Genomic DNA, 24,248 nt, shown 5'->3' with positions numbered 1-24,248 from the left:
ATTTGGCCGCCTCTTCCGGAACCAACGCCCGTTCCGGCTGCACCGACACCCGAGCCTGGGCCATCCTCTTCTTACCCAGGAACACGCAGAGTAGTACAACTGCCGCATTCCGTACAGATGTTGGGTGAAAGGACCGATACCCCATGGAACCGGGAACCCTCTACTACGACCCCGCCACCGACAAGGTCGGCGAGTACCAGGACCACCTCGGCAAGTACGCCATGCTCCGCCCCGTCGGCGGCGGCACCGAGTGGTCCGCCGACCCCAAGACCCTCCGCCCCCCGACCGACGGCGAACGCCTCCGCGCCGGCGTGAAGGCCGCGAACCGCCAGAGCCTCAACAACCCCCCGAACAACCCCCCGAACAACCCCCCGTTGGAGCTGGCGATCGACCTGAACGTCCCCCCGCGCCCCTACCCCAACTGCGCCACCTGCGACGAACTCGCCACCCTCCGCCGAGCCGCCGCCAAGAACCTCGACCACAGCGCCGCCTCCGACGCGAACGTCCTCCTGCGCCGCCACCACGCCCAGGCCCACCCGAAGGCCCCCACCGAGTGACGTACCGCCCCCACCCCAGCCAGATCACCCAGGTCCCCCCGGCCTACGTGACACCCCCACCCCGCATCCCCCCGACCCCCGAACCTCCGCCTCCTCGACACCCTCCTCACCGCCCTGACCCTCGCCAGCCTCTTCGCGATGACCGCCGCGACCCTGACGAGGTTCCTCCACACCTGATCCGCCCCCCCCGAGGACCCACCCCCAACACCCCTGAACGTCCCGCCCGTTCGCTGTCCCCCCGCAGCGGGCGGACGGGGCTTTTCCGTCTCTGCGGCCCCGCGCACCCACCATGCGTGCAGCGTCCCAGCCCTGACTGAGTAGCGTCGCCCCCCATGGTGCGTCCGGAGCGGCTCCGAACCGATCACGCCCCCGCCCTGCTCACCTTCGAGACCGAGAACCGTGCCTACTTCGCCCGCACCATCCCCAACAGGCGGCATGACGCCGGAAGACCGCCTCTCTGGGGAACACCGGCATCACGGAGCGCGACGCCCGCCGCGTCGGAACGGCCCGGCGCGTTGTACGGCTGCGACGCGAGAGGCTACGGCGAGCACTTCCGGCACGCAGAGGAGCAACCGATGAGCAACGTTCTGACGACCGATCACCCCGCCTGGCAGGCATACGAGGACGGCGAACGCGCGCGTGTCGTCCGTACGGCGTCGGGCATCTGGAGCCTGTCCCACGACCGGGACGGCCTCCACATGACGTGCGTGGACGGCACCGAGGACGTCAAGCCCGAGTTCGTCAGCACCGACCCGGCGCACCTTCCGCCCGCCGCTCCGGCCGCCCTCCGCGAAGGACTTGTCCAGCTCGGAGTCACCCAGCGCCTGGCGAACCCGTGGCTGTGGGACGCGATCACTACGGCGATCCTGCGGCAGGTCGTCCGCGCCGACCAGGCTCGGAAGCTGTACCGCACCTGGTGCAGCACCTACGGCACCACCGTTGAAGGCCCGCAGGGTGGGCTCGCCGTAGCACCCGTGCCGACCGGGGTCCTCGACCTGACCGACGAGCAGTTCGCCGACGTCGGAGCGACATTCCACCGCACCGCGCTCCGGGCCGCAGCCGCCGCCTACCGGCAGCACCACACCACATGGGAACGTCTCGACCCAGCCGATCTGGTCACCGCGCTCACGGGCATCCCGCGCATCGGCCCGTGGACCGCCGCAGCCGCCGCCACCGACTTCACCGGCGACTTCAGCGTCTACCCGCACGACGACCTCGCCGTGCGTACCTGGGCGGCACAGATCGCCCCCGATCATCCGTGGCCCGACAAGAAGGACACGGCCTTCGGCCCGATGTGGACCGGCTGGGCCGGCACCGACCGCACTGCCCTGCACACCCTGACCCTCTCCACTCTCACCTGGGGCTCACATGCCCGATGACCTGGAGGAACCATGCGGCAGTCAGACCTGATCGCGGGCGCCGACAACGCGCACACGCTCGACGCCCTGTTCATCAACGCGCCGCTGCGCGACTACACCCTTCGGCCGCGCACCAACGACTACACCCTGCCTGTGCTCGGCATGGCCTACATCGCCACCTATGCCCAGCAGGCCGGCTTCAACGTCGGTGTCCTCGACGCCGAGGCCCACGGGCTCGGCATCGAAGAAGCAGCGAAGACCGTAAACGCCGCCGCGCCGCGCTGGGCCGCGATGAACCTGCTCGCGCCCACCTACGAGATGTCCGCGAAGATCGCAGCCCTGCTGAATCCGGACATCGCGCTCATGGCCGGCGGCCACCACGCCAAGGCGATGCCGGACCGCATCCTCGCCGATCCCCGCATGCGTAACCTGCGCGCCCTGGTCCTTGGCGAAGGGGAGCTGCGTGTTGCCGCCCTCCTGGAGGACGAGCAGCGTAGGCGTCAGCTTCCGGGCGTGCTCTGGCGGGACCCGATCATCGGCAGCCGGGCGGGAGGCGTAGCGGATCCGAAGACGAGCGCGGAGATGCTCGGTCCTGACATCGACGCACTGCCGTACGTGAACCGCGTGTTCCTCACGCAGGACCCGTACCGGGCCGCGCCCACCGCGACCGACCACCGTCTCACGGCCGCTGCCCGCCAGGGGCATGTGGAAGCCAACATCGTCGGCAGCCGCGGCTGTCCCTACAACTGCACCTTCTGCGGGGCGGCGTGGAGCGCGAACCCCGATGTGAAGATCCGGGTCCGCTCCCCGGAGAACGTCATCGGCGAGCTGGATACGCTGCACGACGCGTACGGGGTGACCGCCTTTCGGTTCGTTGACGACTTATTCCTCGGCGCGAAGCGCGTTGTCGAGGAGCAGATGGAGGCATTCACGCGGAACCGCATCGGTGAGAGGTACGTGTGGGACGCCACGGGCCGGATCAACGTCCTGGACCGGCTCACCGACCAGGAACTTGAGGTACTGGTCGGCAACGGGCTGCGTGAAGTCGCCCTCGGGATCGAATCCGGCAGCGACCGGGTCCTGACCGCGATGGACAAGCGCATAGACGCCGAAATGACGGAACGGGTCACCCGTCGGCTCGTGGCGCGGGGCATCGGAGTCAAGGGCTACTTCATCCTCGGTTTCCCGGGCGAGGGCCGCGACGACCTGGATGCCACGGTGCGGCACATTCGCACCTTGTGGGCCATCGCTGACAAGCACCCCGGGGACGTTCGGGCCTCCGTCTTCGAGTTCCGCCCCTACCCGGGCACGCCGGTGTGGCAGACCCTCATCGAGGACGGCTACCACGCTGACGATCTCCTCGCCTACGGCGACGTGGACCTCACCCAGGACGGCGCCGACGAATCCATGAGGCAGCGCGACGAGTTCAACTTCTCCGTCGGCATCCAGTTCGGCGGGGTGCCCCTGGAGGATGTGCGCGCGACGCTCGCGATGCTCACCCGTGAGCAACATGAGCGGAACCAGTACGGGCGGGAGGCCGCCGCATGACGGGCGAGCGCGACGGGTGGTTCGTCACCGTCGACGGGCCCAGCGGCGTCGGCAAGTCCACCACCGTCCAGGCCCTTCACGACTGTCTTGCCGCCGAGGGCCGACCCGCCCGGCGCACCGGCGAGCCGACCACCAGCGCTCTCGGACAGTTCACCCGCAGCCACGCCGACGAGATCCACAGCATTGCCCTGGCCTGCCTGGTGGCCGCGAACCGCTACGAGCACGTCGAGACCGTGATACAGCCCGCGCTACAGGCCGGGGAGCTGATCATCAGCGACCGCTACCTGGCGTCCACGCTCGTCCTCCAGCGGCTCGACGGCGTCCCGAACGATTTCCTCCTCGCCGTCAACTCCCGGGTCCCCCTGCCGGACATGGCAGTGATCCTCACCGCCGACCCAGAGCTGATCGCCGAGCGCATCGCCCAGCGCGGCATCACCCACCGCTTCCACCTCGACCCCACCGCTCCCGCGCGCGAAGCCGAGCTCTACGCCGAAGCAGCCGCCTACCTGATGAGCAGAGGGGTTGAGGTGCTCCCTCTCGACACCAGCCACGTCACCCCATCGGACGTCGCACACCGAATCGCCGACGCCATCCCGGCTCTGCCGATAGCGTCGATCGCCTCAACCACCCGTCCAACCCCCCAGGGAACATGAGCGGACAACCGGCACAGCCCGTCATCGACACTCACGTCATCCTCCGCGATGGCGCCAAGATCCTCTTCTCGCAGCGCGGCGGCCCCTACGGCCACGGCCGATGGCACATGCCGTCCGGCAAGCTCGACCAGGGCGAACCCCTGACCGATGGCGCCGCCCGCGAGCTGTACGAGGAGACCGGCGTCATCGTGGACCCGGCTCACCTGCGCCTGGTCCATACCGTCCACCATCGGCAGGACGCCCGGACGGAGCGCATCGGCTTCTTCTTCGAGGCAACCGAATGGGAAGGGCAGCCCGTCAACAAGGAACCGGAGAAGTGCCTCGCACTCGAATGGTTCACCGTCCACGACCTGCCCGACGACATCATCGAGTACCCCGAGGCGGGCCTGCGCGGCTACCTCGACGGCCGGAGCCCTCTCGCAGAGCACGGCTGGCACCGAGACCCCCACGGCCCCTCGTGGGCTCTGCCGCCCAACTGATCCCCCCGAGTCCTGTCTAGGCTCCCCTCATGCTTTCCCTGGAACGCCTCCGACCCGACCACGCCCCCGCCCTGCTCGCCTTCGAGCTGGAGAACCGCGCCTACTTCGCCCGCACCATCCCCGACCGGGGCGACGACTACTTCCGGGAGTTCGACGACCGGCTGGCCGGCCTGCTCGCCGAGCAGGAGGAGGGCGTATGCCACTTCCACGTGCTGCTGAGCGGCGAGGAAGTGGCGGGCCGGGTCAATCTCGTGGACGTCGAGGACGGCCTCGCCGAGCTGGGCTACCGCGTGGGGCAGCGCTGGACCGGGCGAGGAGTCGCGACGCGGGCCGTCGGCGAGGTGTGCCGGCTGGCGCGAGACGAGTACGCCCTCCGGGGCCTCTTCGCGGGGACGGCCGTCGAGAACCGGGCCTCACGGACCGTCCTGGAGCGGAACGGATTCGTGACCAGCGGCGCCACCGAGCGCGGCGGGCTCCGGTACGAGCTCGCGCTCATCTGAGCGGGGTTCATCACGATCAGGTTTCAGCCACTGGCTGAAGACTTGCCCGCCGGGCATGTAATCGATTCCAATCGTGTTGACACGTCGATGTAATCGATTCCACGAGGAGGTGGGGCGGCTATGGCGAGCATCAAGGACGTCGCGGCCGAGGCGGGAGTGTCGGTCGCCACGGTGTCGCGTGTCCTGAACGAGCACCCCTCGGTGAGCGCGGACGCGCGGACGAGGGTGCTGGCCGCCGTCGAGGCGCTGGGGTACCGGCCGAACGCCGTCGCGCGCTCCCTGCGTACGGACCAGACGCGCACCCTCGGCCTCGTGATCAGCGACGTGCTGAACCCGTACTTCACGGAGCTCGCGCGGTCCGTCGAGGAAGAGGCGCGGGCGCTCGGGTACAGCGTGATCATCGGGAACGCCGACGAGCGGCCGGAGCTCCAGGACCACCACGTACGGACGCTGCTGGACCGGCGTATCGACGGCCTGCTCGTGTCGCCCACCGACGGCGGGTCGCCGCTGATGCTGGACGCCGCCCGGGGCGGGACGCCGATGGTGTTCGTGGACCGCTGGATCCCCGGCGTGGACGTACCCGTCGTGCGGTCGGACGGGCGAGGCGCCGTACGGGATCTCGTCGCGCACCTGCACCGGCTGGGCCACCGGCGGCTCGCGATCATCGCGGGACCGGCGGCGACCACGACCGGCCAGGAGCGCGTCGAGGCGTTCCGCGAGGCGCTGGAGGCGTACGGGCTCGACCTGCCGGACCAGTACATAGGCCAGGGCGACTTCCAGGCCGAGAGTGGACGCCGGGTCACCGAGGGCTTCCTCGACCTCGCCGAACCCCCGCAGGTCGTGTTCGCGGCGGACAACCTGATGGCGCTGGGCGCCCTGGACGCCGTACGCGCGCGCGGGCTGCGCGTGCCGGACGACATCGCGCTCGCCGCGTTCGACGACATCCGCTGGTTCGTGCACACGGACCCGCCGATCACCGCGATCTCGCAGCCCACGGGCGAGCTGGGGCGGGCCGCCGTCCGCGCGCTCGTGGACCGCATCGAGGGGCGGGCGCCGCAGTCGGTGACGCTCCCCGCCCGTCTCGTCGTTCGCCGCTCGTGCGGCGAGAACCCCGTAACGAACAGGAGCCAGTCGTGAGCAACGCGGACGAGTTGCTGCGCATCGAGGGCATCAGGAAGACCTTCCCCGGGGTGGTCGCGCTGGACCGCGTCGACTTCGACCTGAGGCGGGGCGAGGTCCATGTGCTGCTCGGTGAGAACGGCGCGGGAAAGAGCACGCTGATCAAGATGCTCTCCGGCGCGTACACACCGGACGAGGGCCGGATCCTGGCGGGCGGCGAGGAGGTGCGCATCCATGGTGCGCAGGACTCCGAGCGGCTCGGGATCGCCACGATCTACCAGGAGTTCAACCTCGTCCCCGACCTGACGGTCGCCGAGAACATCTTCCTGGGCCGCCAGCCGCGCAGGTACGGGATGATCGACCGCAAGAAGATGGAGGCGGACGCCGAGGTGCTGCTCGCACGCGTCGGCGTCAACGTCTCGCCCCGCGCGCGGGTGCGTGAACTCGGCATCGCCCGGCTCCAGATGGTCGAGATCGCCAAGGCCCTGAGCCTCGACGCGCGCGTACTGATCATGGACGAGCCGACGGCCGTGCTGACCTCCGAGGAGGTCGAGAAGCTGTTCGTCATCGTGCGCAAGCTGCGCGAGGACGGCGTCGGGATCGTCTTCATCACGCACCACCTGGAGGAGATCGCCGCGCTCGGGGACCGGGTGACGGTCATCCGCGACGGCAAGTCGGTCGGCCAGGTGCCCGCCTCCACGCCGGAGGAGGAACTCGTCCGGCTGATGGTGGGCCGGTCCATCGAGCAGCAGTACCCGCGCGAGCGGGCCGACACGGGCGCGGCCCTGCTGTCCGTGGAGGGGCTGACGCGGGACGGCGTCTTCCACGACGTCAGCTTCGAGGTGCGCGCGGGTGAGGTCGTCGGTATCGCCGGTCTCGTCGGGGCGGGTCGTACCGAGGTGGTACGCGCCGTCTTCGGGGCGGACCCGTACGACCACGGTACGGTCCGGGTCTCCGGGTCCTCCCTCAAGCGCCACGACGTCGTCGCCGCCATGGCCGCGGGCATCGGGCTGGTACCTGAGGACCGCAAGGGCCAGGGCCTCGTCCTTGACCAGTCGGTCGAGGAGAACCTCGGACTGGTCACTCTCAGGTCTGCCACCAAAGGGGGGATCGTCGACCTCAGGAGCCAGCGCGACGACGCCGCCCGGATCGCCGGGCAGCTCGGTGTGCGGATGGCGGGGCTCGGCCAGCAGGTGCGGACGCTGTCCGGCGGCAACCAGCAGAAGGTCGTCATCGGCAAGTGGCTCCTGGCCGACACGAAGGTGCTGATCCTCGACGAGCCGACGCGCGGCATCGACGTCGGCGCCAAGGTCGAGATCTACCAGCTGATCAACGAACTGACGGCCGCCGGGGCGGCCGTCCTCATGATCTCCAGCGATCTGCCCGAGGTGCTCGGTATGAGCGACCGGGTGCTGGTGATGGCACAGGGCCGCATCGCGGGCGAGCTGTCCGCCGAGGAGGCCACGCAGGACGCGGTCATGTCGCTGGCCGTGAGCAACCCCACTACCGAACTGGAGGCCCCCCGTGGCCGCTGAAACGCTCAAGAGCGGTACGGGCGCCGGTGGCGCCGCGGCGGTGCGCCGCCTGCTGCTCGACAACGGCGCGCTGACCGCGCTGATCGTCCTCGTCGTCGCCATGTCGGCGCTGTCGGGCGACTTCCTGACCACCGACAACCTGCTCAACGTCGGTGTCCAGGCGGCCGTGACCGCCATCCTCGCCTTCGGCGTCACCTTCGTGATCGTCTCGGCGGGCATCGACCTGTCGGTGGGTTCGGTGGCGGCCCTGTCGGCGACCGTGCTGGCGTGGACCGCCACGAATCACGGCGTGCCGGTGGCGCTCGCGGTGCTGCTGGCGCTGGCCACAGGGGTGGCTTCAGGCCTGATAAACGGATTCCTCATCTCGTACGGCAAGCTGCCGCCGTTCATCGCGACGCTCGCGATGCTGTCGGTGGCGCGCGGGCTCGCGCTGGTCATCTCGGACGGGTCGCCGATCGCGTTCCCGGACTCGATCTCCCACCTGGGCGACACGCTCGGCGGGTGGCTGCCGGTGCCGGTGCTCGTGATGGTGGCCATGGGTCTCATCGCCGCGTTCGTCCTGGGGCGTACGTACATCGGCCGTTCGATGTACGCCATCGGTGGTAACGAGGAAGCGGCACGCCTGTCGGGCCTGCGGGTGAACCGGCAGAAGCTCGCGATCTACGCGCTGTCCGGCGTCTTCGCCGCCATCGCCGGTGTCGTCCTCGCCTCCCGGCTCTCCTCCGCGCAGCCGCAGGCCGCCAGCGGGTACGAGCTGGACGCCATCGCCGCCGTCGTCATCGGCGGCGCGTCCCTCGCCGGGGGTACGGGTAAGGCCTCGGGCACGCTGATCGGCGCGCTGATCCTCGCCGTGCTGCGCAACGGGCTGAACCTGCTGAACGTCTCCGCGTTCTGGCAGCAGGTCGTCATCGGTGTCGTCATCGCGCTGGCGGTGCTGCTGGACACGGTGCGGCGCAAGGCCGGGGCGGCGCCGACGGCGATCGGGGCGCCCGGCGGGGGCAAGGGGAAGCAGGTCGCGACGTACGGGGTCGCGGCGGTCGTGACCGTCGCGGTCGTGGGTGCCACGTCGTTCCTGCACGACGACTCGAAGTCCGGCAACCAGAAGATCGGCCTCTCGCTCTCCACGCTCAACAACCCGTTCTTCGTGCAGATCCGGTCCGGTGCGCAGGCCGAGGCGAAGAAGCTGGGCGTCGACCTGACCGTCACCGACGCGCAGAACGACGCCTCCCAGCAGGCCAACCAGCTCCAGAACTTCACCAGTTCGAACCTCGGCGCGATCATCGTCAACCCGGTGGACTCGGACGCGGCCGGCAACTCCGTGAAGGCCGCGGACAAGGCGAAGATCCCCGTCATCGCCGTCGACCGCGGCGTCAACAAGGCCGAGGTGAACGCGCTCGTCGCCTCCGACAACGTCGCCGGCGGCGAACAGGCGGCGAAGACCATCGCCGAGAAGCTCGGCGGCAGCGGGAAGATCGTCATCCTCCAGGGGCAGGCGGGTACGTCCGCCGCGCGCGAGCGCGCCGAGGGCTTCGCCAAGGGGCTCAAGGCGTACCCCGGTATCCAGGTCGTCGCGCAGCAGCCGGCCGACTTCGACCGGACCAAGGGGCTCGACGTGATGTCGAACCTGCTCCAGGCGCACCCGGACGTGCAGGGCGTCATCGCCGCGAACGACGAGATGGCGCTCGGCGCGGTCAAGGCGCTCGGGTCCAAGGCCGGGAAGTCCGTCCAGGTCGTCGGGTTCGACGGAACTCCCGACGGGCTCAAGGCGGTTGAGCAGGGGACGCTGTACGCGTCGATCGCCCAGCAGCCGTCGCAGCTCGGGAGGATCGCCGTGGACAACGCGCTCAAGGCGATCAAGGGCGAGAAGGTCGAGGAGACGATCAAGGTGCCGGTGAAGGTGGTCACGAAGGAGAACGTGGCCGGGTTCAGCGGCTGAGGTGAGCGGAGTGGCCGGGGCGCGGGCGCGTGCCCCGGCCGCTTCGGTGGTTCGGCCGGTTGTGCGATCCGTTCTGATTGGGGAGTTTCATGTACGACTACGACCTGCTGGTCGTCGGGTCGGCCAACGCCGATCTCGTGATCGGCGTCGAGCGCAGGCCCGGCGCCGGGGAGACGGTGCTCGGCTCGGACCTCGCCGTCCACCCCGGCGGCAAGGGGGCCAACCAGGCGGTCGCCGCCGCGCGGCTCGGGGCGCGTACGGCGCTGCTCGCGCGGGTCGGGGACGACGCGAACGGGCGGCTGCTGCTGGAGTCGCAGCAGGGCGCCGGGGTCGACACGGTGGGCGTGCTGGTGGGCGGGGCGCCGACCGGCGTCGCGCTGATCACCGTCGACCCGTCCGGGGACAACAGCATCGTCGTGTCGCCCGGCGCCAACGGTCGGCTGACGCCTCAGGACATCCGCTCCGCCGGGTCCCTGTTCCACGCCTCGCGGGTCGTCTCGGCGCAGTTGGAGATCCCGCTGGAGTCCGTCGTCGAGGTCGTGCGCCAACTGCCGTCCGGTACGCGGTTCGTGCTGAACCCCTCGCCCCCGCAGGCGCTGCCCGCCGAGGTGTTGGCCGCGTGCGATCCGCTCATCGTCAACGAGCACGAGGCCCGGGTGATCCTGGGCGGCGGCTCGATCGGCGACGATCCCACCGAGTGGGCACGGGAGTTGCTCGCGAGCGGTCCCAAGTCCGTTGTGGTCACGCTGGGTTCGGAGGGGGCGTTGGTGGCTTCCGCCGTATCGGACGAGGTCGTGCGGATCGCTTCCGTGAAGGTCGACGCCGTCGACACGACCGGTGCCGGTGACTCCTTCACGGCCGCGCTGGCCTGGAAGTTGGGGGCGGGGGAGTCCCTCGCGGACGCCGCCGCCTACGCCGCCCGCGTCGGCGCGGTCGCGGTGACGCGGAGGGGCGCGCAGGAGTCGTTCCCGACGGCCGAGGAGGTCGATGCCCTGTGTTGTGCCGGCCCGGGGGACAACGGGTCGGACGACATCACCGGCGCTGCCTCGCGAGGTGAGTCCCTGTGAAGAAGGGTGGGATTCTGAATCGCCATCTCGCCGGAGCCATCGCCGAGTTGGGGCACGGGGACGGGGTGCTCGTGTGCGACGCGGGGATGCCGATTCCGGACGGGCCCCGGGTGGTCGACCTCGCGTTCCGGGCGGGGGTGCCGTCGTTCGAGGACGTACTCGCCGGGCTGCTCGACGAGTTGGTCGTCGAGGGGGCGGTCGCGGCGGAGGAGGTCCGGGAGGCGAACCCCGGTGCGGACGGGTTGCTGGCCGGGTCGTTCGCGGAGCTGTCGTACGTCTCGCACGAGAAGCTGAAGGAACTCAGCGCCGGGGCACGGCTGGTGGTGCGCACCGGGGAGGCACGGCCGTACGCGAACGTGCTGTTGCGGTGCGGGGTGTTTTTCTAGCGTCTGCCACCGATCGACCTGTTGCCGAGAATGCTTCGAGGGGCCCCGTCCGTCGACCGGGCCCCTCGGCGTTTCCCCCTCCGCGCCGGAACCCTCGCGATCCCCCCCAGATCCCCCTCCAAGGTTCCGACGCACAGTACGACCGCCCTGGACGGGAAAGGGTTGTACAGCTTCCCGAAGATTTTTCCGGCCACCGGCACCAGAGGCGCCCGACACCCCCTTCGCACACCCGACCACCCCGTACCCCCTGACACAGGGCTCGGCCGGACGGCCCAACACTGCGAGGACGAGACCGCGCCGCGCCGGGATGCGCAACGCTTCCGGGACGCGCGGGATCCGGCTGTGTTCCAGGGGCGGGACGGCTCAGCGGGGCGTGGAGGCGACGACGTACAGGACGGCATCGTCACCGATCTCCAACTCCCGCCCCACCCAGGCATGTTCGGGGAACCCCTCGCCTCCCGTGCCGCTCACCGGGTTGGCCCGGTACCGCTCCGGCTCCAGTACGCCCCCTCGGGCTGAGGGCGCCCGGCGCGCGCGGCGTGGAGGTGGTGACCAGAAGGACGGAGGCGAAGCCGAAGAACGCACCCGACGGGGAGGCCGAGCCGAACTCGACGACATCGTGGGCGACTTGAGGGGTGATACCCCTCGTCCGGACGGTCCCTGTCGAGGCTCGCAGCCGACAGGGGGACTTGGCGTGCAACGGAAAACGAGGTCGTGCGCCACTGCGTCTCCAAGCACTTCCCCAGCGGCACGGCCGTCGACCCCTCCACCGCCGCTCGCCCGGGCGCAGAGCGGCGTCGAGACCGCCGGGCGTTTCAGGACGGCCTCGGTCGGCACACCCGGCAAGGCGGACGCGGCGTCCCGAAGACTGTGCTCACGGTCGCCGCCCAGACCATCGTCGGCGACGCCACCCGCCCGGCTTCGACGGTCCGGGCCATCGGCCACCCGCAGGGACGGCCCGGACGCCCGCTCGCCCGGCGGTGGCCTCCGGCTACGGCCGGGCGGCGATCGGCGCCTTCGGCCAGATGACCACGACGGTGTTCGCCCGCGATCAGCCCCCCCACAGGCGAAGGGCCCTCCCGTCACCAGACGGAAGGACCCTCACCCACGCTCACACCACCCGGCGTATCCGCCGAAGGCTAACGCTCCTCGACCGGCACGAAGTCCCGCTCCACCACGCCCGTGTAGATCTGCCGAGGACGCCCGATCCGCGAACCCGGCTCCTTGATCATCTCGTGCCACTGGGCGATCCACCCCGGCAGACGACCCAGCGCGAACAGCACCGTGAACATCTCCGTCGGGAAGCCCATAGCCCGGTAGATGAGCCCGGTGTAGAAGTCGACGTTGGGGTACAGGCTCCGCGACACGAAGTAGTCGTCGGAGAGCGCGTGCTCCTCGAGCTTGAGCGCGATGTCGAGCAGCTCGTCGGACTTGCCGAGCGCGGAGAGGACATCGTGGGCCGCGGCCTTGATGATCTTCGCGCGGGGGTCGAAGTTCTTGTAGACCCGGTGCCCGAAGCCCATGAGCCGGACGCCGTCCTCCTTGTTCTTCACCTTGCGGATGAAGGAGTCGACGTCACCACCGCTGGCCTGGATGCCTTCGAGCATCTCCAGGACGGACTGGTTGGCGCCACCGTGGAGGGGCCCCCACAGCGCGTTGATGCCCGCGGAGATGGACGCGAACATGTTCGCCTGCGACGACCCGACGAGACGGACCGTCGAGGTCGAACAGTTCTGCTCGTGGTCGGCGTGCAGGATGAGCAGCTTGTCGAGCGCGGCGACGACGACCGGGTCGAGGTCGTAGTCCTGGGCCGGCACGGAGAACGTCATCCGCAGGAAGTTCTCGACGTACCCGAGGTCGTTGCGCGGGTAGACGAACGGATGCCCGACGGACTTCTTGTACGCGTACGCCGCGATGGTCGGAAGCTTCGCGAGCAACCGGATCGTCGAGAGGTTGCGCTGCTTCTCGTCGAACGGATTGTGGCTGTCCTGGTAGAACGTCGACAGCGCGGAGACGACGGACGACAGCATCGCCATCGGGTGCGCGTCGCGCGGGAACCCCTTGTAGAAGTTCTTGACGTCCTCGTGCAGCAGCGTGTGCTGCGTGATGTCGCTCTTGAACACGGCGAGCTCGTCGACGGTCGGCAGCTCACCGTTGATCAGCAGGTAGGCCACCTCCAGGAACGTGGAGCGCTCGGCCAGCTGCTCGATCGGGTAACCCCGATAGCGCAGGATGCCCGCCTCACCGTCGAGGTAGGTGACCGCGGATTTGTACGCGGCGGTGTTGCCGTAGCCGCTGTCGAGTGTCACGAGACCGGTCTGGGCGCGGAGCTTCCCGATGTCGAAGCCCTTGTCACCGACGGTGCTGTCGATCACCGGGTAGGTGTACTCGCCGTCGCCGTACCGCAGTACTACAGAGTTGTCGCTCACGTCTTCCCTCACCGACGTTGTGCCTCATCTTCGAGGTTGCCCTGACTGTCTCTACCATCCCCCATTTGGCGCAGGAGAGTGCACTCGGGGTCGGCCATCGGGCGTGTCGGCGGCACTCAGTGCCGCCAACTTGTTCATCCTGCCGCCTTTATTCCGGTTCCGGAAGTGCTCTGTGACCTTCGTGACTCATTTGATCGATCATTTTTTCCCACGACTTCACAGGGCATACGGACAAGGAGGTCCGCCCGCCGCCGCGTCATCACCCCTGGGCCAGTCTGAAGTCCAGCGCCGTGCACCGCCTCCCCGCGGAGACCGTCCGGACGGCCTGCCCGATCGCCTTGCGCGAGCCCACGAGCACGACCAGCCGCTTCGCGCGTGTGACGGCCGTATACAACAGGTTCCGCTGGAGCATCATCCATGCCCCCGTCGTGACGGGAATCACAACAGCGGGATACTCGCTGCCCTGCGACCGGTGGATGGTGACGGCGTACGCGTGCGCCAGTTCGTCCAGCTCGTCGAAGTCGTAGCTCACCTCCTCGTCCTCGTCCGTCAGCACGGTGAGGCTCTGTTCCACCGGGTCGAGTGAGGTGATGACGCCGACGGTCCCGTTGAAGACCCCGTTGGCCCCCTTGTCGTAGTTGTTGCGCACCTGCGTGACCTTGTCCCCGACCCGGAACACCCGCCCCCCGAACCGCCGTTCCGGTACGTCGGGCCGGCCGGGCGTGATGACCTGCTGGAGCAGCCCGTTGAGATTCCCGGCGCCCGCGGGCCCCCGGTGCATCGGCGCCAGGACCTGGACGTCGCGCCGCGGATCGAGCCCGAACTTCGCCGGGACGCGCCGCGCGGCCACGTCCACCGCGAGCTTCCCCGCCTCCTCCGTGTCGTCCTCGACGAACAGGAAGAAGTCCTTCATCCCGTCGGTCACCGGATGCTGCCCGGCGTTGATCCGGTGCGCGTTGGTCACCACCCCCGACTGCTGGGCCTGCCGGAACACGCGCGTCAGCCGCACCGCCGGCACCGGCCCGCCCTCGGCGAGCAGATCCCGCAGCACCTCGCCCGCGCCGACGCTCGGCAACTGGTCGACGTCCCCCACGAACAGCAGGTGCGCGCCCGGCGGCACGGCCTTGACGAGCTTGTTGGCGAGCAGCAGGTCCAGCATCGACGCCTCGTCGACGACGACCAGGTCCGCGTCCAGCGGCCTCTCCCGGTCGTACGCCGCGTCCCCGCCCGGCTTCAGCTCCAGCAGCCGGTGCACCGTCGACGCCTCCGCGCCGGTCAGCTCCGCGAGCCGCTTCGCCGCGCGCCCGGTCGGCGCGGCCAGCAGCACCTTGGCCCGCTTCGCGCGCGCCAGCTCCACGATCGACCGCACGGTGAACGACTTCCCGCACCCCGGCCCGCCCGTCAGCACCGCGACCTTCTCGCTCAGCGCGAGCCGGACGGCCGCCTCCTGCTCGGGCGCCAGCTCCGCGCCCGTACGCCGCTTCAGCCACTCCAGCGCCTTGTCCCAGACGACGTCCTTGAACGCGGGCATCCGGTCCTCGCCGGTGCGCAGCAGCCGCAGCACCTGCCCGGCGAGGGACAGCTCCGCGCGGTGGAACGGCACCAGGTACACGGCCGTCACCGGCTCCCCGTCCGGACCGGGGACCTTCTCCCGTACGACACCGGGCTCGCCGTCCTCCTCGGCCGGCGGCCCGGCGAGTTCCGCCAGGCACTCGATGACCAGGCCGGTGTCGACCTGGAGGAGCTTCACCGCGTCCGCGATGAGGCGCTCCTCGGGGAGGTAGCAGTTGCCCTGGTCGGCGGATTGCGAGAGCGCGTACTGGAGGCCAGCCTTCACGCGCTCGGGGCTGTCGTGGGGGATGCCGACGGACTGGGCGATCTTGTCGGCGGTGAGGAAGCCGATGCCCCACACGTCGGCCGCGAGGCGGTAGGGCTGGTTCTTGACGACGGAGATCGAGGCGTCGCCGTACTTCTTGTAGATGCGCACCGCGATGGACGTCGACACCTCGACGGTCTGGAGGAAGAGCATGACCTCCTTGATCGCCTTCTGCTCCTCCCAGGCGTCGGCGATCTTCTTGGTCCGCTTCGGGCCGAGCCCCGGCACCTCGATCAGGCGCTTCGGCTCCTCCTCGATGATCCGCAGGGTGTCGATGCCGAAGTGCTGGGTGATGCGGTCGGCGAAGACCGGGCCGATGCCCTTGACCAGGCCCGAGCCCAGGTAGCGCCGGATGCCCTGGACCGTCGCGGGCAGGACGGTCGTGTAGTTCTCCACGGTGAACTGCTTGCCGTACTGCGGGTGCGAGCCCCAGCGGCCCTCCATCCGCAGCGACTCCCCGACCTGCGCGCCGAGGAGCGCGCCGACGACCGTGAGAAGATCACCGGCGCCTCTGCCGGTGTCTACGCGGGCGATCGTGTAGCCGTTCTCCTCGTTCGCGTACGTGATGCGCTCCAGCACGCCTTCGAGGGTCGTCGACCGCCGTTCACCCGAGGGGTTCCCCGCCTGACTGGACATGATCCGAAGGTACCGCCCGGGTCTGACAGCGGGGTGTGAACGGGTGGTTCCGGGCCGTCCGTAAAAGCGACCGGTCAGTATCCGATCGGCGCTCACTTTTCACCATCGATTCACAATCGAGATTGAAGCTTTACACTTCAAGTAAGCTGACGGACTATTTCCTCGATCATGCGCATGAGAGGATCGAACATCTCATCGCGAGGACGCGAAGAAATGTCGCACCACCCCGCGATATCCGGCTCCTGGAGACCCCCCACCGTTCCACGCCCGGAGATGCCGCCATGCCGTCGCACCCGATCAGAGCCCTTCTTCTCGGCTCGTGCGCTGCCGCCTCGCTGTTACTCCTCGCGGTCGCACTGGTCTTTCCGGTGAGTCACCCGACGGTGACCCGCCGCTATTCCCCACCGAATGCGAGCCCGCTCGGACTTCCCCCCGAACACCGCCTTCCGCCCTCCGATTCCCGCCCGTATCCGAGCCCGGGCCCTGGCTGACTCCGCCTCAATTCCCGCCAGGCGCATTGCCGAAGAAAGAATTGCGAACGCCCCCTATGCCGCCCACCCCTCTCCCGCTGCCGGCCCGCGGCCCCCTCCCGCCCGAGGTGCGCGCCCCCGCGCCGCCCCCGCGCACCGACCCCTGGAACACGCGCCCCCGCCTCAACCGCCTCCACCGCGCCGCCCGCGCGGCCCGCTTCCCCCTCGCGGTGTACGGCGTCTCCGTGGTCCTCCACCTCGTCCTGCTCGCCCTCCTGAACCCGCCCGGCGACCAGAGCGTCCACGACCGGCTGATCTCCTGGGACGGCCAGTGGTTCCTCGACATAGCCCGCAACGGCTACCCCCAGGACTTCGCGATCACCCCCGACGGCCTCCAGGGCGGCACCCTGGCCTTCTTCCCCGCGTACCCGCTCCTCGTCCGTACGGTCCACACGCTGACGTTCCTGGACTACGACACGGCCGGCCTGGTCGCCGCGCACCTCGCGCTCATAGCCGCCCTCATCTGCCTGCACCGCCTCCTCCTGGACCTCTACGACCGCCGTACGGCCCACATGGCGACGTTCCTCGTCGCCTGCGCCCAGCCCATGGCGCTCGTCTTCCTGATGTCCTACAGCGAGTCCCTGTTCCTCGCCTTCGCGGCAGCCGCCCTCCTCGCGATCCACCGCAAGGCATGGCTCACGGCGGGCACCCTGATCCTCCTGGCGGGCCTGACCCGTCCCGTGGCGGTGGCCCTCATGGCGGCCCTGGGCGTGGCGGTCGTCCTGCACTTCCGCCGCGAGTCCCGCATCACCTGGCGCCCCCTCACGGCCCTCCTGCTGTCCTACTGCGGCGTCCCCGCCTACGTCCTGTGGGTGGCCGTCCGCACCGGCGAGATAGATGCCTGGTTCAAGATCCAGGAAGCGGGCTGGGGCACCCGCTGGGACAACGGCGACGCGTTCTTCGGCTTCCTCGGCGACACGTTCACGAAGTCGGACGGCTGGGTCCCGGTCAGCACGGCCCTCCTGCTGCTCGCCCTCATCGCGGCGACAGCGGCGGCCTGGCGGGACAGAGTCTGGCCCCCACTGGCGACCTACGGCACGGTCGTCCTGGTGATCACCCTCGGCCAGAGCAACTTCTACCACTCGAAACTCCGCCTCCTGATCCCCGCCCTGATCTTCGTCGTCCCGATGTCCCGCGCCCTCGCGCGCGTGCGCACGAGCACGGCGATCATCACCCTGGCCGCCGCGGCCCTCTTCGGCTCCTGGTACGGCGCGTACATGCTCACGGTCTGGCACTTCGCGATCTAGTAACCGGCGCACGCGCGCAAGGGGAACCGGTAACAATCCCGCGTATGACTTTCCGACTGGCGGCGTACGCCGTGTGCGTCAAGGACGGCAGCATGCTCCTCGCGCGATGCGTACCCCCGCGGGACGAGCCCTCTGGACACTGCCCGGCGGCGTGGAGCACGGGGAGGACCCGTACGACGCGGTGATCCGCGAGGTCGCCGAGGAGACGGGGTGCACCGGGGTCTTCTACGCGGTACGGATCACCGGCGGACGGACTGAGACCGGAGCCCGGCGACCGGCCACACCGCGCCCGTAGCAGGTCGGCGGCCTGATCCGGCACTGACGGCGGCCCCGCGTGAACGCCCCCGGACAGCAGAAGGCGCCCTGGCGCCGGTCCCCCCACGGGCCGACGTCCAGGGCGCCTTCCCATGTCCCGGTACGGATTCCCCCCACGGGATCCGGCCGGGCGTTTCGGAGGACAGCGCCTGAATCGCTGTGCTGTGTACTGCGTATGCGGTTGTGCGTGAGCGGAACGAGCGAAACTCGCCGCACCGCGTGGTTCTGCGATCTGCCGGGACGCGCACGCTGGGAGGGCCGCTCAAAGCTTCCCGTTGTACGTGTCCCGGCAACGCATCTCTGAGGAGGTCCCCCAAGACATCCCCAGAAGCCAGTCCGCGCCCCCCAAGACGCTTCCTGACACCGTCAACTTAGACCTTCGAACCCCTTCGATGGTTACGTTCACATCACTGTGATCTGTGTCTCTCGCGCACGTCCCGTTTGGTGCGCAAGTGACCGGATACGGCGACCGGGGCTCCCGCGTGGTGAAGATGCGCGAGCCTTGTGAAGAGCTTATGTGAGGCGCTGCCCGGACTCCAGGGGGATTGTCATATCCGGTCGTATCAAATTGAACGAACTCCCCGTAACCTCTGGTAACTCCGCCCGGAGTTCAGCGGAACGTACGCAGCCGGAGGCTGTTCGTGACCACGAACACCGAGGAGAAGGCCATCGCGGCCCCGGCGATCATCGGATTGAGCAGCCCGGCCGCGGCGAGCGGCAGCGCGGCGACGTTGTAGCCGAACGCCCACACGATGTTGCCCTTGATGGTCGAGAGGGTCTTGCGGGAGAGCCGGATCGCGTCGGCGGCGACGCGCAGGTCCCCGCGCACGAGCGTGAGGTCGCCCGCCTCGATGGCCGCGTCGGTCCCGGTCCCCATCGCGAGCCCGAGATCGGCCTGCGCGAGCGCGGCGGCGTCGTTGACCCCGTCCCCGACCATCGCGACGACCCGGCCCTCGCCCTGCAACCGCTGGACGGCGGCCACCTTGTCCTCGGGCAGCACCTCGGCCACCACCTCGTCGATCCCGACCTCGGCGGCGACGGAGGCGGCGACGACCCGGTTGTCCCCGGTGAGCAGCACCGGCGTCAGCCCGAGCGAGCGCAGGGCGCGCACGGCCTCGGCGCTGGTCTCCTTCACGGCGTCGGCGACGGCCAGCACACCGCGCGCCCGCCCGCCCCACCCGACGACGACGGCGGTACGCCCGCCCCGCTCGGCCTCGTCCCGCACCCGGGCCAGCTCCTCGGGAAGCTCCGCGGCGCCCTCGAAGAGCCGCCCCACGGCCACCTCCAGGCCGTCCACGCGGCCCCGTACGCCCCTCCCGGGCACGTTCTCGAAGCCGGACACCTCGGGCAGCTCCCCGACCCGCTCAGCGGCCCCTGAGGCGATCGCCTGGGCGATCGGGTGCTCGGAGGCGTGCTCCAGCGCTCCCGCGAGCCGCAGCACCTGCCGCTCGTCGGTCCCCTCGCCGGCGTACACGTCCTGGAGCGTCATCCGCCCCGTCGTCACGGTCCCGGTCTTGTCCAGGACGACCGTGTCGACGCGCCGGGTCGACTCCAGCACCTCGGGTCCCTTGATCAGGATGCCGAGCTGGGCGCCCCGGCCGGTCCCCACGAGGAGCGCGGTCGGCGTCGCGAGCCCCAGCGCGCACGGGCAGGCGATGATCAGGACGGCGACGGCGGCGGTGAACGCGGCCACCGTGTCGCCGGTCGCCCCCAGCCACCCCCCGAAGGTCGCGGCGGCGATCAGCAGCACGGCCGGCACGAACACGGCGGCGATCCGGTCGGCCAGCCGCTGCACCTGCGCCTTCCCGTTCTGCGCGTCCTCCACGAGCCGCGCCATCCGCGCGAGCTGCGTGTCCGCGCCCACGCGCGTGGCCTCGACGACGAGCCGCCCCCCGGCGTTGACGGTTGCCCCGGTGACGGTGTCCCCGGGCCCGACGTCCACCGGCACGGACTCCCCGGTCAGCATCGACGCGTCCACGGCGGACGCCCCCTCGACGACCACCCCGTCCGTCGCGACCTTCTCGCCGGGCCGCACGACGAACCGGTCACCGGCCTTCAGGTCGCCGATCGGAACGCGTATCTCGCGCCCGTCGCGCAGGACGGCGACGTCCTTGGCGCCCAGCTCCATCAGCGCGCGCAGCGCGGCCCCGGAACGCCGCTTCGCGCGCGCCTCCAGATACCGGCCGAGCAGCAGGAAGGCGGTGACCCCGGCGGCGACCTCCAGGTACAGCGCGGACGACGCGCCCTCGCGCGAGACGGTCAGGTCGAAGCCGTGCCGCATCCCGGGCATCCCGGCGTCCCCGAAGAACAGCGCCCACAGGGACCAGCCGAACGCGGCGGCCGTCCCGACGGACACCAGCGTGTCCATCGTCGAGGAGCCGTGCCGCAGGTTCGTCCAGGCGGCCTTGTGGAAGGGCCAGCCGCCCCAGACGACGACCGGCGCGGCGAGCGTCAGCGACAGCCACTGCCAGTTGTCGAACTGGAGCGAAGGGATCATCGACAGGAGGATCACGGGGACCGCGAGGACGCCGGACACCAGCAGGCGCTGCCGAAGGGCGCCGAGTTCCGGATCGTCGCCCTCAGGGGCGTCGGTGTCCGCGACGTCCTCCACGCGCGCGGGTTCCTCGGCGGTGTACCCGGTCTTGACGACGGTGTCGATCAGATCGGTCACCGCTACCCCCAGGGGGTAACTGACCTTGGCTTTCTCGGTCGCGTAGTTGACGGTCGCCTCGACGCCGTCCATCCGGTTGAGCTTCTTCTCGATCCGGGCGGCGCAGGAGGCGCAGGTCATGCCGCCGATGATCAGTTCGACCTCGGCCGTCTGCGGGGCCGCCGGTGCGTGCGTGCTGGACATCTCCGTGACTCCAGGAAGCGCGACGGGCCGTACCTGACCGGGGTCGGTCGTACGGCCCGTCGGAGGGATGGGGGAGCGGGTCTCAGACCCGGCCGACCAGCTCGAAGCCGGCCTCGTCGACGGCCGCGCGGACGGCCTCCTCGTCCAGCGCTGCGGCCGAGACGACCGTGACCTCGCCGCTGGAGGCGACGGCCTTGACCGAGCTGACGCCCTCGATCTGCGAGATCTCGCCGGAGACGGAGCCCTCGCAGTGGCCGCAGCTCATGCCGCTGACCTTGTAGACGGCGACGACGGTGTCGGTGGGGGCGGTCATGTCGTTACTCCTCGGGAAGGCGTTGGGAGAGCGGGGGCCGGTTGGGGCCCACGGTGCTCCTTCTCCTCCGACTGTATACCCCTAGGGGGTATTTCTCCAAGAGGGGTCCCGGCGGGCCAGCGACCGCGCCCACGACAGCCCGAACAGCGCGACACAGGCCATCCCGCCGACCGAGAACAGCGTGAACAGGTGCTCCTGCCGCCGGGTCGCGTCGGCCAGGTACCCCACCTCGAACAGCTCACGCTCCAGGTTCACGCTCGTCAGCCGCGTGACCAGCCACACCGCGATCCCGTGCGTCGAGTCCCACAGCGCGTGCAGCAGCGACACGCCGAGGACCGCGCCCACGACCGGGCCGGTGACCCGGAAACGCCCGCTGGGCATCCGGTACGACAGCAGGACGCCCCCGGCGATCGCCGTCCACAGCCCGTGCCCGAAAGGCGCCAGGAGCCCCCTGAGGACCTCCGTCTCGACCAGCGCCCTCAGATCCACCCCCTGGGTCGAGACGGCCGCGTCGAAGGCGTACCCGGCGCTCTCCAGGGCCGCGAAGCCGAACCCGACGGTCGCCCCCAGCACCAGCCCCGCGCGCATCCCCCGCAGCCGCACCTGCCGCCGCACCACGAGCGTCAGCGCCCCGAGCTTCACGCCCTCCTCGATCAGCCCCACGCCCACGAACATCCACGCGGAGGGGCGCAGCAGATACGTCTCCATGACCGACGCGCCCAGCACCCCGAGCGTCCCCCCGGTCAGGAAGCACCCCAGCAGCACGCTCACCCCGAGGTCGCGCCCGTGCCGCTCGTACGCCCACAGCACGAACGTGACGGGCACCAGGAAGCTCCCCAGCAGGATCAGCGTCGGCAGCAGCGTCGTGTTCCCCGTCGCGTACGTCGTGAGCGCGGTCAGCACCCACAGCGTCAGCCCGCCCGCGAGCGCGTGCTTCCACAGCCCCTCGGGAATCCGCGGGTACGTGGGCGGCGGCTGCTGCGGACCAGGGATACGCGCGCGGGGCGCACCGGGCGGCGGGGAGTGCGTCACAGAGGCCCCTCGGGAGGCGGGGAGGGTGGCTTTCGTCGCACTTTAGGGGGGTGCGCCGGGCATCGCAGTCCGGGCGGCGCGCACGGGCTACCCGCGCCCGGACGGCAACCGCGCGGGCGCGCGTCCCGCCCTACCCCCTCACCCGCGCTTCCTGCATGATCGTCGGACCGGAAGGGAGCGCGACATGCGGGCAGTGGTGTTCGAGCGGTACGGCGAGCGGGCCGAGGTGCGGGAGGTGCCCGACCCGCGCGCGCGGGAGCACGGCGTCGTCGTCCGGGTGGAGGCCACCGGCCTGTGCCGCAGCGACTGGCACGGGTGGATGGGCCACGACCCGGACATCGCCCTCCCGCACGTGCCCGGGCACGAACTCGCCGGTGTCGTCGAGGAGACCGGCCCGTACGTCACCCGCTGGCGCGCGGGCGACCGTGTCACCGTCCCCTTCGTGTGCGGCTGCGGAAGCTGCCCCGCCTGCCAGGCCGGCGACCACCAGGTGTGCGAGCGCCAGACGCAGCCCGGCTTCACGCACTGGGGCTCCTTCGCGCAGTACGTCGCCCTCGACCACGCCGACGTCAACCTCGTCGCCGTCCCCGAGGACCTCTCGTACGCCACGGCGGCCTCCCTGGGCTGCCGGTTCGCGACGGCGTTCCGCGCGGTCGTGCAGCAGGGGCGCGTCGCGGCGGGGGAGTGGGTCGCCGTGCACGGGTGCGGGGGCGTCGGCCTGTCGGCGGTGATGATCGCGGCTGCCTCGGGCGCGCGCGTGGTGGCCGTCGACGTCAGCCCGCGCGCGCTGGACCTCGCGCGGACCTTCGGCGCGGCCGAGTGCGTGGACGCGGGCGCGGTCGACGACACGGCCGCGTACGTCCGTGAGCTGACCGGCGGCGGCGCCCACCTCTCCCTGGACGCCCTCGGCTCCCCGGCGACCTGTGCGGCCTCGGTCAACTCCCTGCGCCGCAGGGGCCGCCACCTCCAGGTCGGCCTCCTGCCCTCCGACGCCGGCACGACCCCCGTCCCGATGGCCCGCGCGATCGCCCTGGAGCTGCGCCTGATCGGCAGCCACGGCATGGCCGCCCACACCTACCCGGAGATGCTGGAGGCGGTCCGTACGGGCGCCCTGCGCCCCGACCGGCTCGTCACCTCGACGATCGCCCTGGACGCCGTACCGCGGGCCCTGGAGGCGATGGGGACGGCGCCGGGCGCGGGCGTGACGGTCATCGAGCCGTGGCGGTGACCTCGGCGGCTCCGGCGACCGGGGGGTGCCCCCGGTGGACGGCCCACTCGTCCTCCAGGATCGCCATCACCACCTCGTCGACCCACTTCCCGTCCTTCAGCTCGATCTCCCTGCGCACCCCTTCGTGCACGAATCCGACCTTTTCGTAAACCCTTATGGCGCGAGAGTTGAACGCGTACGCCTCCAGCCCGATCCGATGCAGTCGCAGCCGGTCGAACCCGTATCCGACGATCAGCCGCGTGGCCTCCGTGCCGAGTCCCCGGCCCCGTCCGCCCGGTCCGATGAGCGTGCGGAACGTGCAACTGCGGGCCTCCGGGTCCCACTCGTTGAGGACGACCTCCCCGACGAGTTCCCCGCTCGCCCGGTCGGTGACGGCGAGGTCGAGCCGGTCGGCCTGCGCGCTGCGCGAGCCGTACCAGGACCGCAGGAACTCGGGGCTGAGCGGATTCGGCGAGGCCCCGGTGAACCGGACGACCTCCGGGTCCTCCATGAGGCGGGCCATGGTCTCGGCGTCGGCCTCGGTGAAGGGGCGCAGCACGGTCAGGGGGCCGCTGAGAACGGGTTTCACGGAGAAGTCCATGGACGGCACTGTGCCCCACCCGGAGGCGGGGCACAGAACGGTTTTCCGGAGCTGCCGGGGCTGCCGGGGG

Annotated in this window: 19 protein-coding genes and 1 pseudogene; 14 read left to right on the top strand and 6 right to left on the bottom strand. The window is 70.5% G+C overall.

Annotated features, from left to right (window positions below; all coding sequences use genetic code 11):
- Positions 1 to 143: 143 nt before the first annotated feature.
- The 11 genes from PV682_RS18760 to rbsD all read left to right on the top strand — a co-directional run bounded on the left by PV682_RS18760 (position 144) and on the right by rbsD (position 11,138).
- Positions 144 to 557 (top strand): hypothetical protein, encoded by a 414-nt coding sequence (locus tag PV682_RS18760; RefSeq protein WP_319731229.1) that lies wholly within the window; start codon positions 144 to 146, stop codon positions 555 to 557.
- 575 nt (positions 558 to 1,132) lie between these two features.
- The gene (locus PV682_RS18750) at positions 1,133 to 1,936 is read left to right on the top strand and encodes a DNA glycosylase family protein (RefSeq protein ID WP_319731487.1); all 804 of its coding nucleotides are present in this window, start codon (positions 1,133 to 1,135) and stop codon (positions 1,934 to 1,936) included.
- 12 nt (positions 1,937 to 1,948) lie between these two features.
- Positions 1,949 to 3,463: a B12-binding domain-containing radical SAM protein gene (locus PV682_RS18745; RefSeq protein ID WP_319731227.1), complete on the top strand. Its 1,515-nt coding sequence runs from the start codon at positions 1,949 to 1,951 to the stop codon at positions 3,461 to 3,463.
- Positions 3,460 to 4,116, top strand: a complete 657-nt coding sequence (gene tmk / locus PV682_RS18740) for a dTMP kinase (RefSeq protein WP_319731225.1) — start codon at positions 3,460 to 3,462, stop codon at positions 4,114 to 4,116. The genes PV682_RS18745 and tmk overlap by 4 nt, the downstream gene beginning before the upstream one ends.
- Positions 4,113 to 4,595, top strand: a complete 483-nt coding sequence (locus tag PV682_RS18735) for an NUDIX hydrolase (RefSeq protein WP_319731224.1) — start codon at positions 4,113 to 4,115, stop codon at positions 4,593 to 4,595. The genes tmk and PV682_RS18735 overlap by 4 nt, the downstream gene beginning before the upstream one ends.
- A 29-nt stretch (positions 4,596 to 4,624) precedes the next feature.
- Positions 4,625 to 5,095: a GNAT family N-acetyltransferase gene (locus PV682_RS18730; RefSeq protein ID WP_319731223.1), complete on the top strand. Its 471-nt coding sequence runs from the start codon at positions 4,625 to 4,627 to the stop codon at positions 5,093 to 5,095.
- A gap of 120 nt (positions 5,096 to 5,215) precedes the next feature.
- Positions 5,216 to 6,232, top strand: coding sequence for a LacI family DNA-binding transcriptional regulator (locus PV682_RS18725; RefSeq protein ID WP_319731221.1), 1,017 nt, complete (start codon positions 5,216 to 5,218; stop codon positions 6,230 to 6,232).
- The gene (locus PV682_RS18720) at positions 6,229 to 7,749 is read left to right on the top strand and encodes a sugar ABC transporter ATP-binding protein (protein WP_319731219.1); all 1,521 of its coding nucleotides are present in this window, start codon (positions 6,229 to 6,231) and stop codon (positions 7,747 to 7,749) included. Before PV682_RS18725 ends, PV682_RS18720 begins: the two co-directional genes overlap by 4 nt.
- Entirely contained in the window at positions 7,739 to 9,685 is a 1,947-nt protein-coding gene (locus PV682_RS18715; protein ID WP_319731217.1) for an ABC transporter permease/substrate-binding protein, read from the top strand. The genes PV682_RS18720 and PV682_RS18715 overlap by 11 nt, the downstream gene beginning before the upstream one ends.
- Positions 9,686 to 9,774: 89 nt before the next feature.
- On the top strand, positions 9,775 to 10,752 hold the full coding sequence (locus PV682_RS18710; protein WP_319731215.1) for a ribokinase: 978 nt from the start codon (positions 9,775 to 9,777) through the stop codon (positions 10,750 to 10,752).
- On the top strand, positions 10,749 to 11,138 hold the full coding sequence (gene rbsD / locus PV682_RS18705; protein ID WP_055723034.1) for a D-ribose pyranase: 390 nt from the start codon (positions 10,749 to 10,751) through the stop codon (positions 11,136 to 11,138). Before PV682_RS18710 ends, rbsD begins: the two co-directional genes overlap by 4 nt.
- A gap of 1,139 nt (positions 11,139 to 12,277) precedes the next feature.
- On the opposite strand, the gene PV682_RS18700 is transcribed toward rbsD, so the two are convergent.
- Entirely contained in the window at positions 12,278 to 13,567 is a 1,290-nt protein-coding gene (locus PV682_RS18700) for a citrate synthase (RefSeq protein WP_055723033.1), read from the bottom strand.
- Between the two features lie 259 nt (positions 13,568 to 13,826).
- Positions 13,827 to 16,079 carry an SF1B family DNA helicase RecD2 gene (recD2, locus tag PV682_RS18695; protein WP_319731210.1) on the bottom strand — a complete coding sequence of 751 codons (2,253 nt, stop codon included), beginning with the start codon at positions 16,077 to 16,079 and terminating at the stop codon, positions 13,827 to 13,829.
- A gap of 547 nt (positions 16,080 to 16,626) precedes the next feature.
- Here recD2 and PV682_RS18690 point away from each other — a divergent pair.
- The gene (locus PV682_RS18690) at positions 16,627 to 17,856 is read left to right on the top strand and encodes a mannosyltransferase family protein (protein WP_319731208.1); all 1,230 of its coding nucleotides are present in this window, start codon (positions 16,627 to 16,629) and stop codon (positions 17,854 to 17,856) included.
- Between the two features lie 44 nt (positions 17,857 to 17,900).
- Positions 17,901 to 18,125, top strand: a pseudogene (locus PV682_RS18685) (NUDIX domain-containing protein); the annotation flags it as partial.
- A gap of 656 nt (positions 18,126 to 18,781) precedes the next feature.
- Here PV682_RS18685 and PV682_RS18680 read toward each other — a convergent pair.
- The 3 genes from PV682_RS18680 to PV682_RS18670 form a co-directional block, all read right to left on the bottom strand.
- Positions 18,782 to 21,025 (bottom strand): heavy metal translocating P-type ATPase, encoded by a 2,244-nt coding sequence (locus tag PV682_RS18680; protein WP_319731206.1) that lies wholly within the window; start codon positions 21,023 to 21,025, stop codon positions 18,782 to 18,784.
- 82 nt (positions 21,026 to 21,107) lie between these two features.
- Complete coding sequence (locus PV682_RS18675; RefSeq protein WP_319731204.1) at positions 21,108 to 21,338, bottom strand: heavy-metal-associated domain-containing protein; 231 nt, start codon at positions 21,336 to 21,338, stop codon at positions 21,108 to 21,110.
- Between the two features lie 81 nt (positions 21,339 to 21,419).
- Complete coding sequence (locus PV682_RS18670) at positions 21,420 to 22,370, bottom strand: PrsW family intramembrane metalloprotease (protein ID WP_319731202.1); 951 nt, start codon at positions 22,368 to 22,370, stop codon at positions 21,420 to 21,422.
- Positions 22,371 to 22,554: 184 nt separating this feature from the next.
- Here PV682_RS18670 and PV682_RS18665 point away from each other — a divergent pair, with 184 nt between their 5' ends.
- On the top strand, positions 22,555 to 23,598 hold the full coding sequence (locus PV682_RS18665; protein WP_319731200.1) for a zinc-dependent alcohol dehydrogenase family protein: 1,044 nt from the start codon (positions 22,555 to 22,557) through the stop codon (positions 23,596 to 23,598).
- Here the strand turns inward: PV682_RS18665 and PV682_RS18660 are convergent.
- The gene (locus PV682_RS18660; RefSeq protein ID WP_319731198.1) at positions 23,579 to 24,178 is read right to left on the bottom strand and encodes a GNAT family N-acetyltransferase; all 600 of its coding nucleotides are present in this window, start codon (positions 24,176 to 24,178) and stop codon (positions 23,579 to 23,581) included. The two genes, PV682_RS18665 and PV682_RS18660, sit on opposite strands and share 20 nt — an antisense overlap.
- Positions 24,179 to 24,248 lie beyond the last annotated feature (70 nt).

This window comes from Streptomyces niveiscabiei, assembly GCF_033794345.1.
In the GTDB taxonomy this organism is placed as follows: Bacteria; Actinomycetota; Actinomycetes; order Streptomycetales; family Streptomycetaceae; genus Streptomyces; species Streptomyces niveiscabiei.
The sequence above is the reverse complement of the archived record's forward strand: the minus strand, read 5'-3'. Positions and strand labels throughout refer to the sequence as shown.

Coding starts and splice junctions, on each gene's coding strand:
- PV682_RS18730 (WP_319731223.1), top strand. CDS start 4,625: ATGCTTTCCCTGGAACGCCTCCGACCCGACCACGCCCCCGCCCTGCTC.
- PV682_RS18710 (WP_319731215.1), top strand. CDS start 9,775: ATGTACGACTACGACCTGCTGGTCGTCGGGTCGGCCAACGCCGATCTC.
- PV682_RS18760 (WP_319731229.1), top strand. CDS start 144: ATGGAACCGGGAACCCTCTACTACGACCCCGCCACCGACAAGGTCGGC.
- PV682_RS18660 (WP_319731198.1), bottom strand. CDS start 24,178: ATGGACTTCTCCGTGAAACCCGTTCTCAGCGGCCCCCTGACCGTGCTG.
- PV682_RS18735 (WP_319731224.1), top strand. CDS start 4,113: ATGAGCGGACAACCGGCACAGCCCGTCATCGACACTCACGTCATCCTC.
- tmk (WP_319731225.1), top strand. CDS start 3,460: ATGACGGGCGAGCGCGACGGGTGGTTCGTCACCGTCGACGGGCCCAGC.
- PV682_RS18675 (WP_319731204.1), bottom strand. CDS start 21,338: ATGACCGCCCCCACCGACACCGTCGTCGCCGTCTACAAGGTCAGCGGC.
- PV682_RS18680 (WP_319731206.1), bottom strand. CDS start 21,025: ATGTCCAGCACGCACGCACCGGCGGCCCCGCAGACGGCCGAGGTCGAA.
- PV682_RS18665 (WP_319731200.1), top strand. CDS start 22,555: ATGCGGGCAGTGGTGTTCGAGCGGTACGGCGAGCGGGCCGAGGTGCGG.
- recD2 (WP_319731210.1), bottom strand. CDS start 16,079: ATGTCCAGTCAGGCGGGGAACCCCTCGGGTGAACGGCGGTCGACGACC.
- PV682_RS18745 (WP_319731227.1), top strand. CDS start 1,949: ATGCGGCAGTCAGACCTGATCGCGGGCGCCGACAACGCGCACACGCTC.
- PV682_RS18690 (WP_319731208.1), top strand. CDS start 16,627: ATGCCGCCCACCCCTCTCCCGCTGCCGGCCCGCGGCCCCCTCCCGCCC.
- PV682_RS18725 (WP_319731221.1), top strand. CDS start 5,216: ATGGCGAGCATCAAGGACGTCGCGGCCGAGGCGGGAGTGTCGGTCGCC.
- PV682_RS18750 (WP_319731487.1), top strand. CDS start 1,133: ATGAGCAACGTTCTGACGACCGATCACCCCGCCTGGCAGGCATACGAG.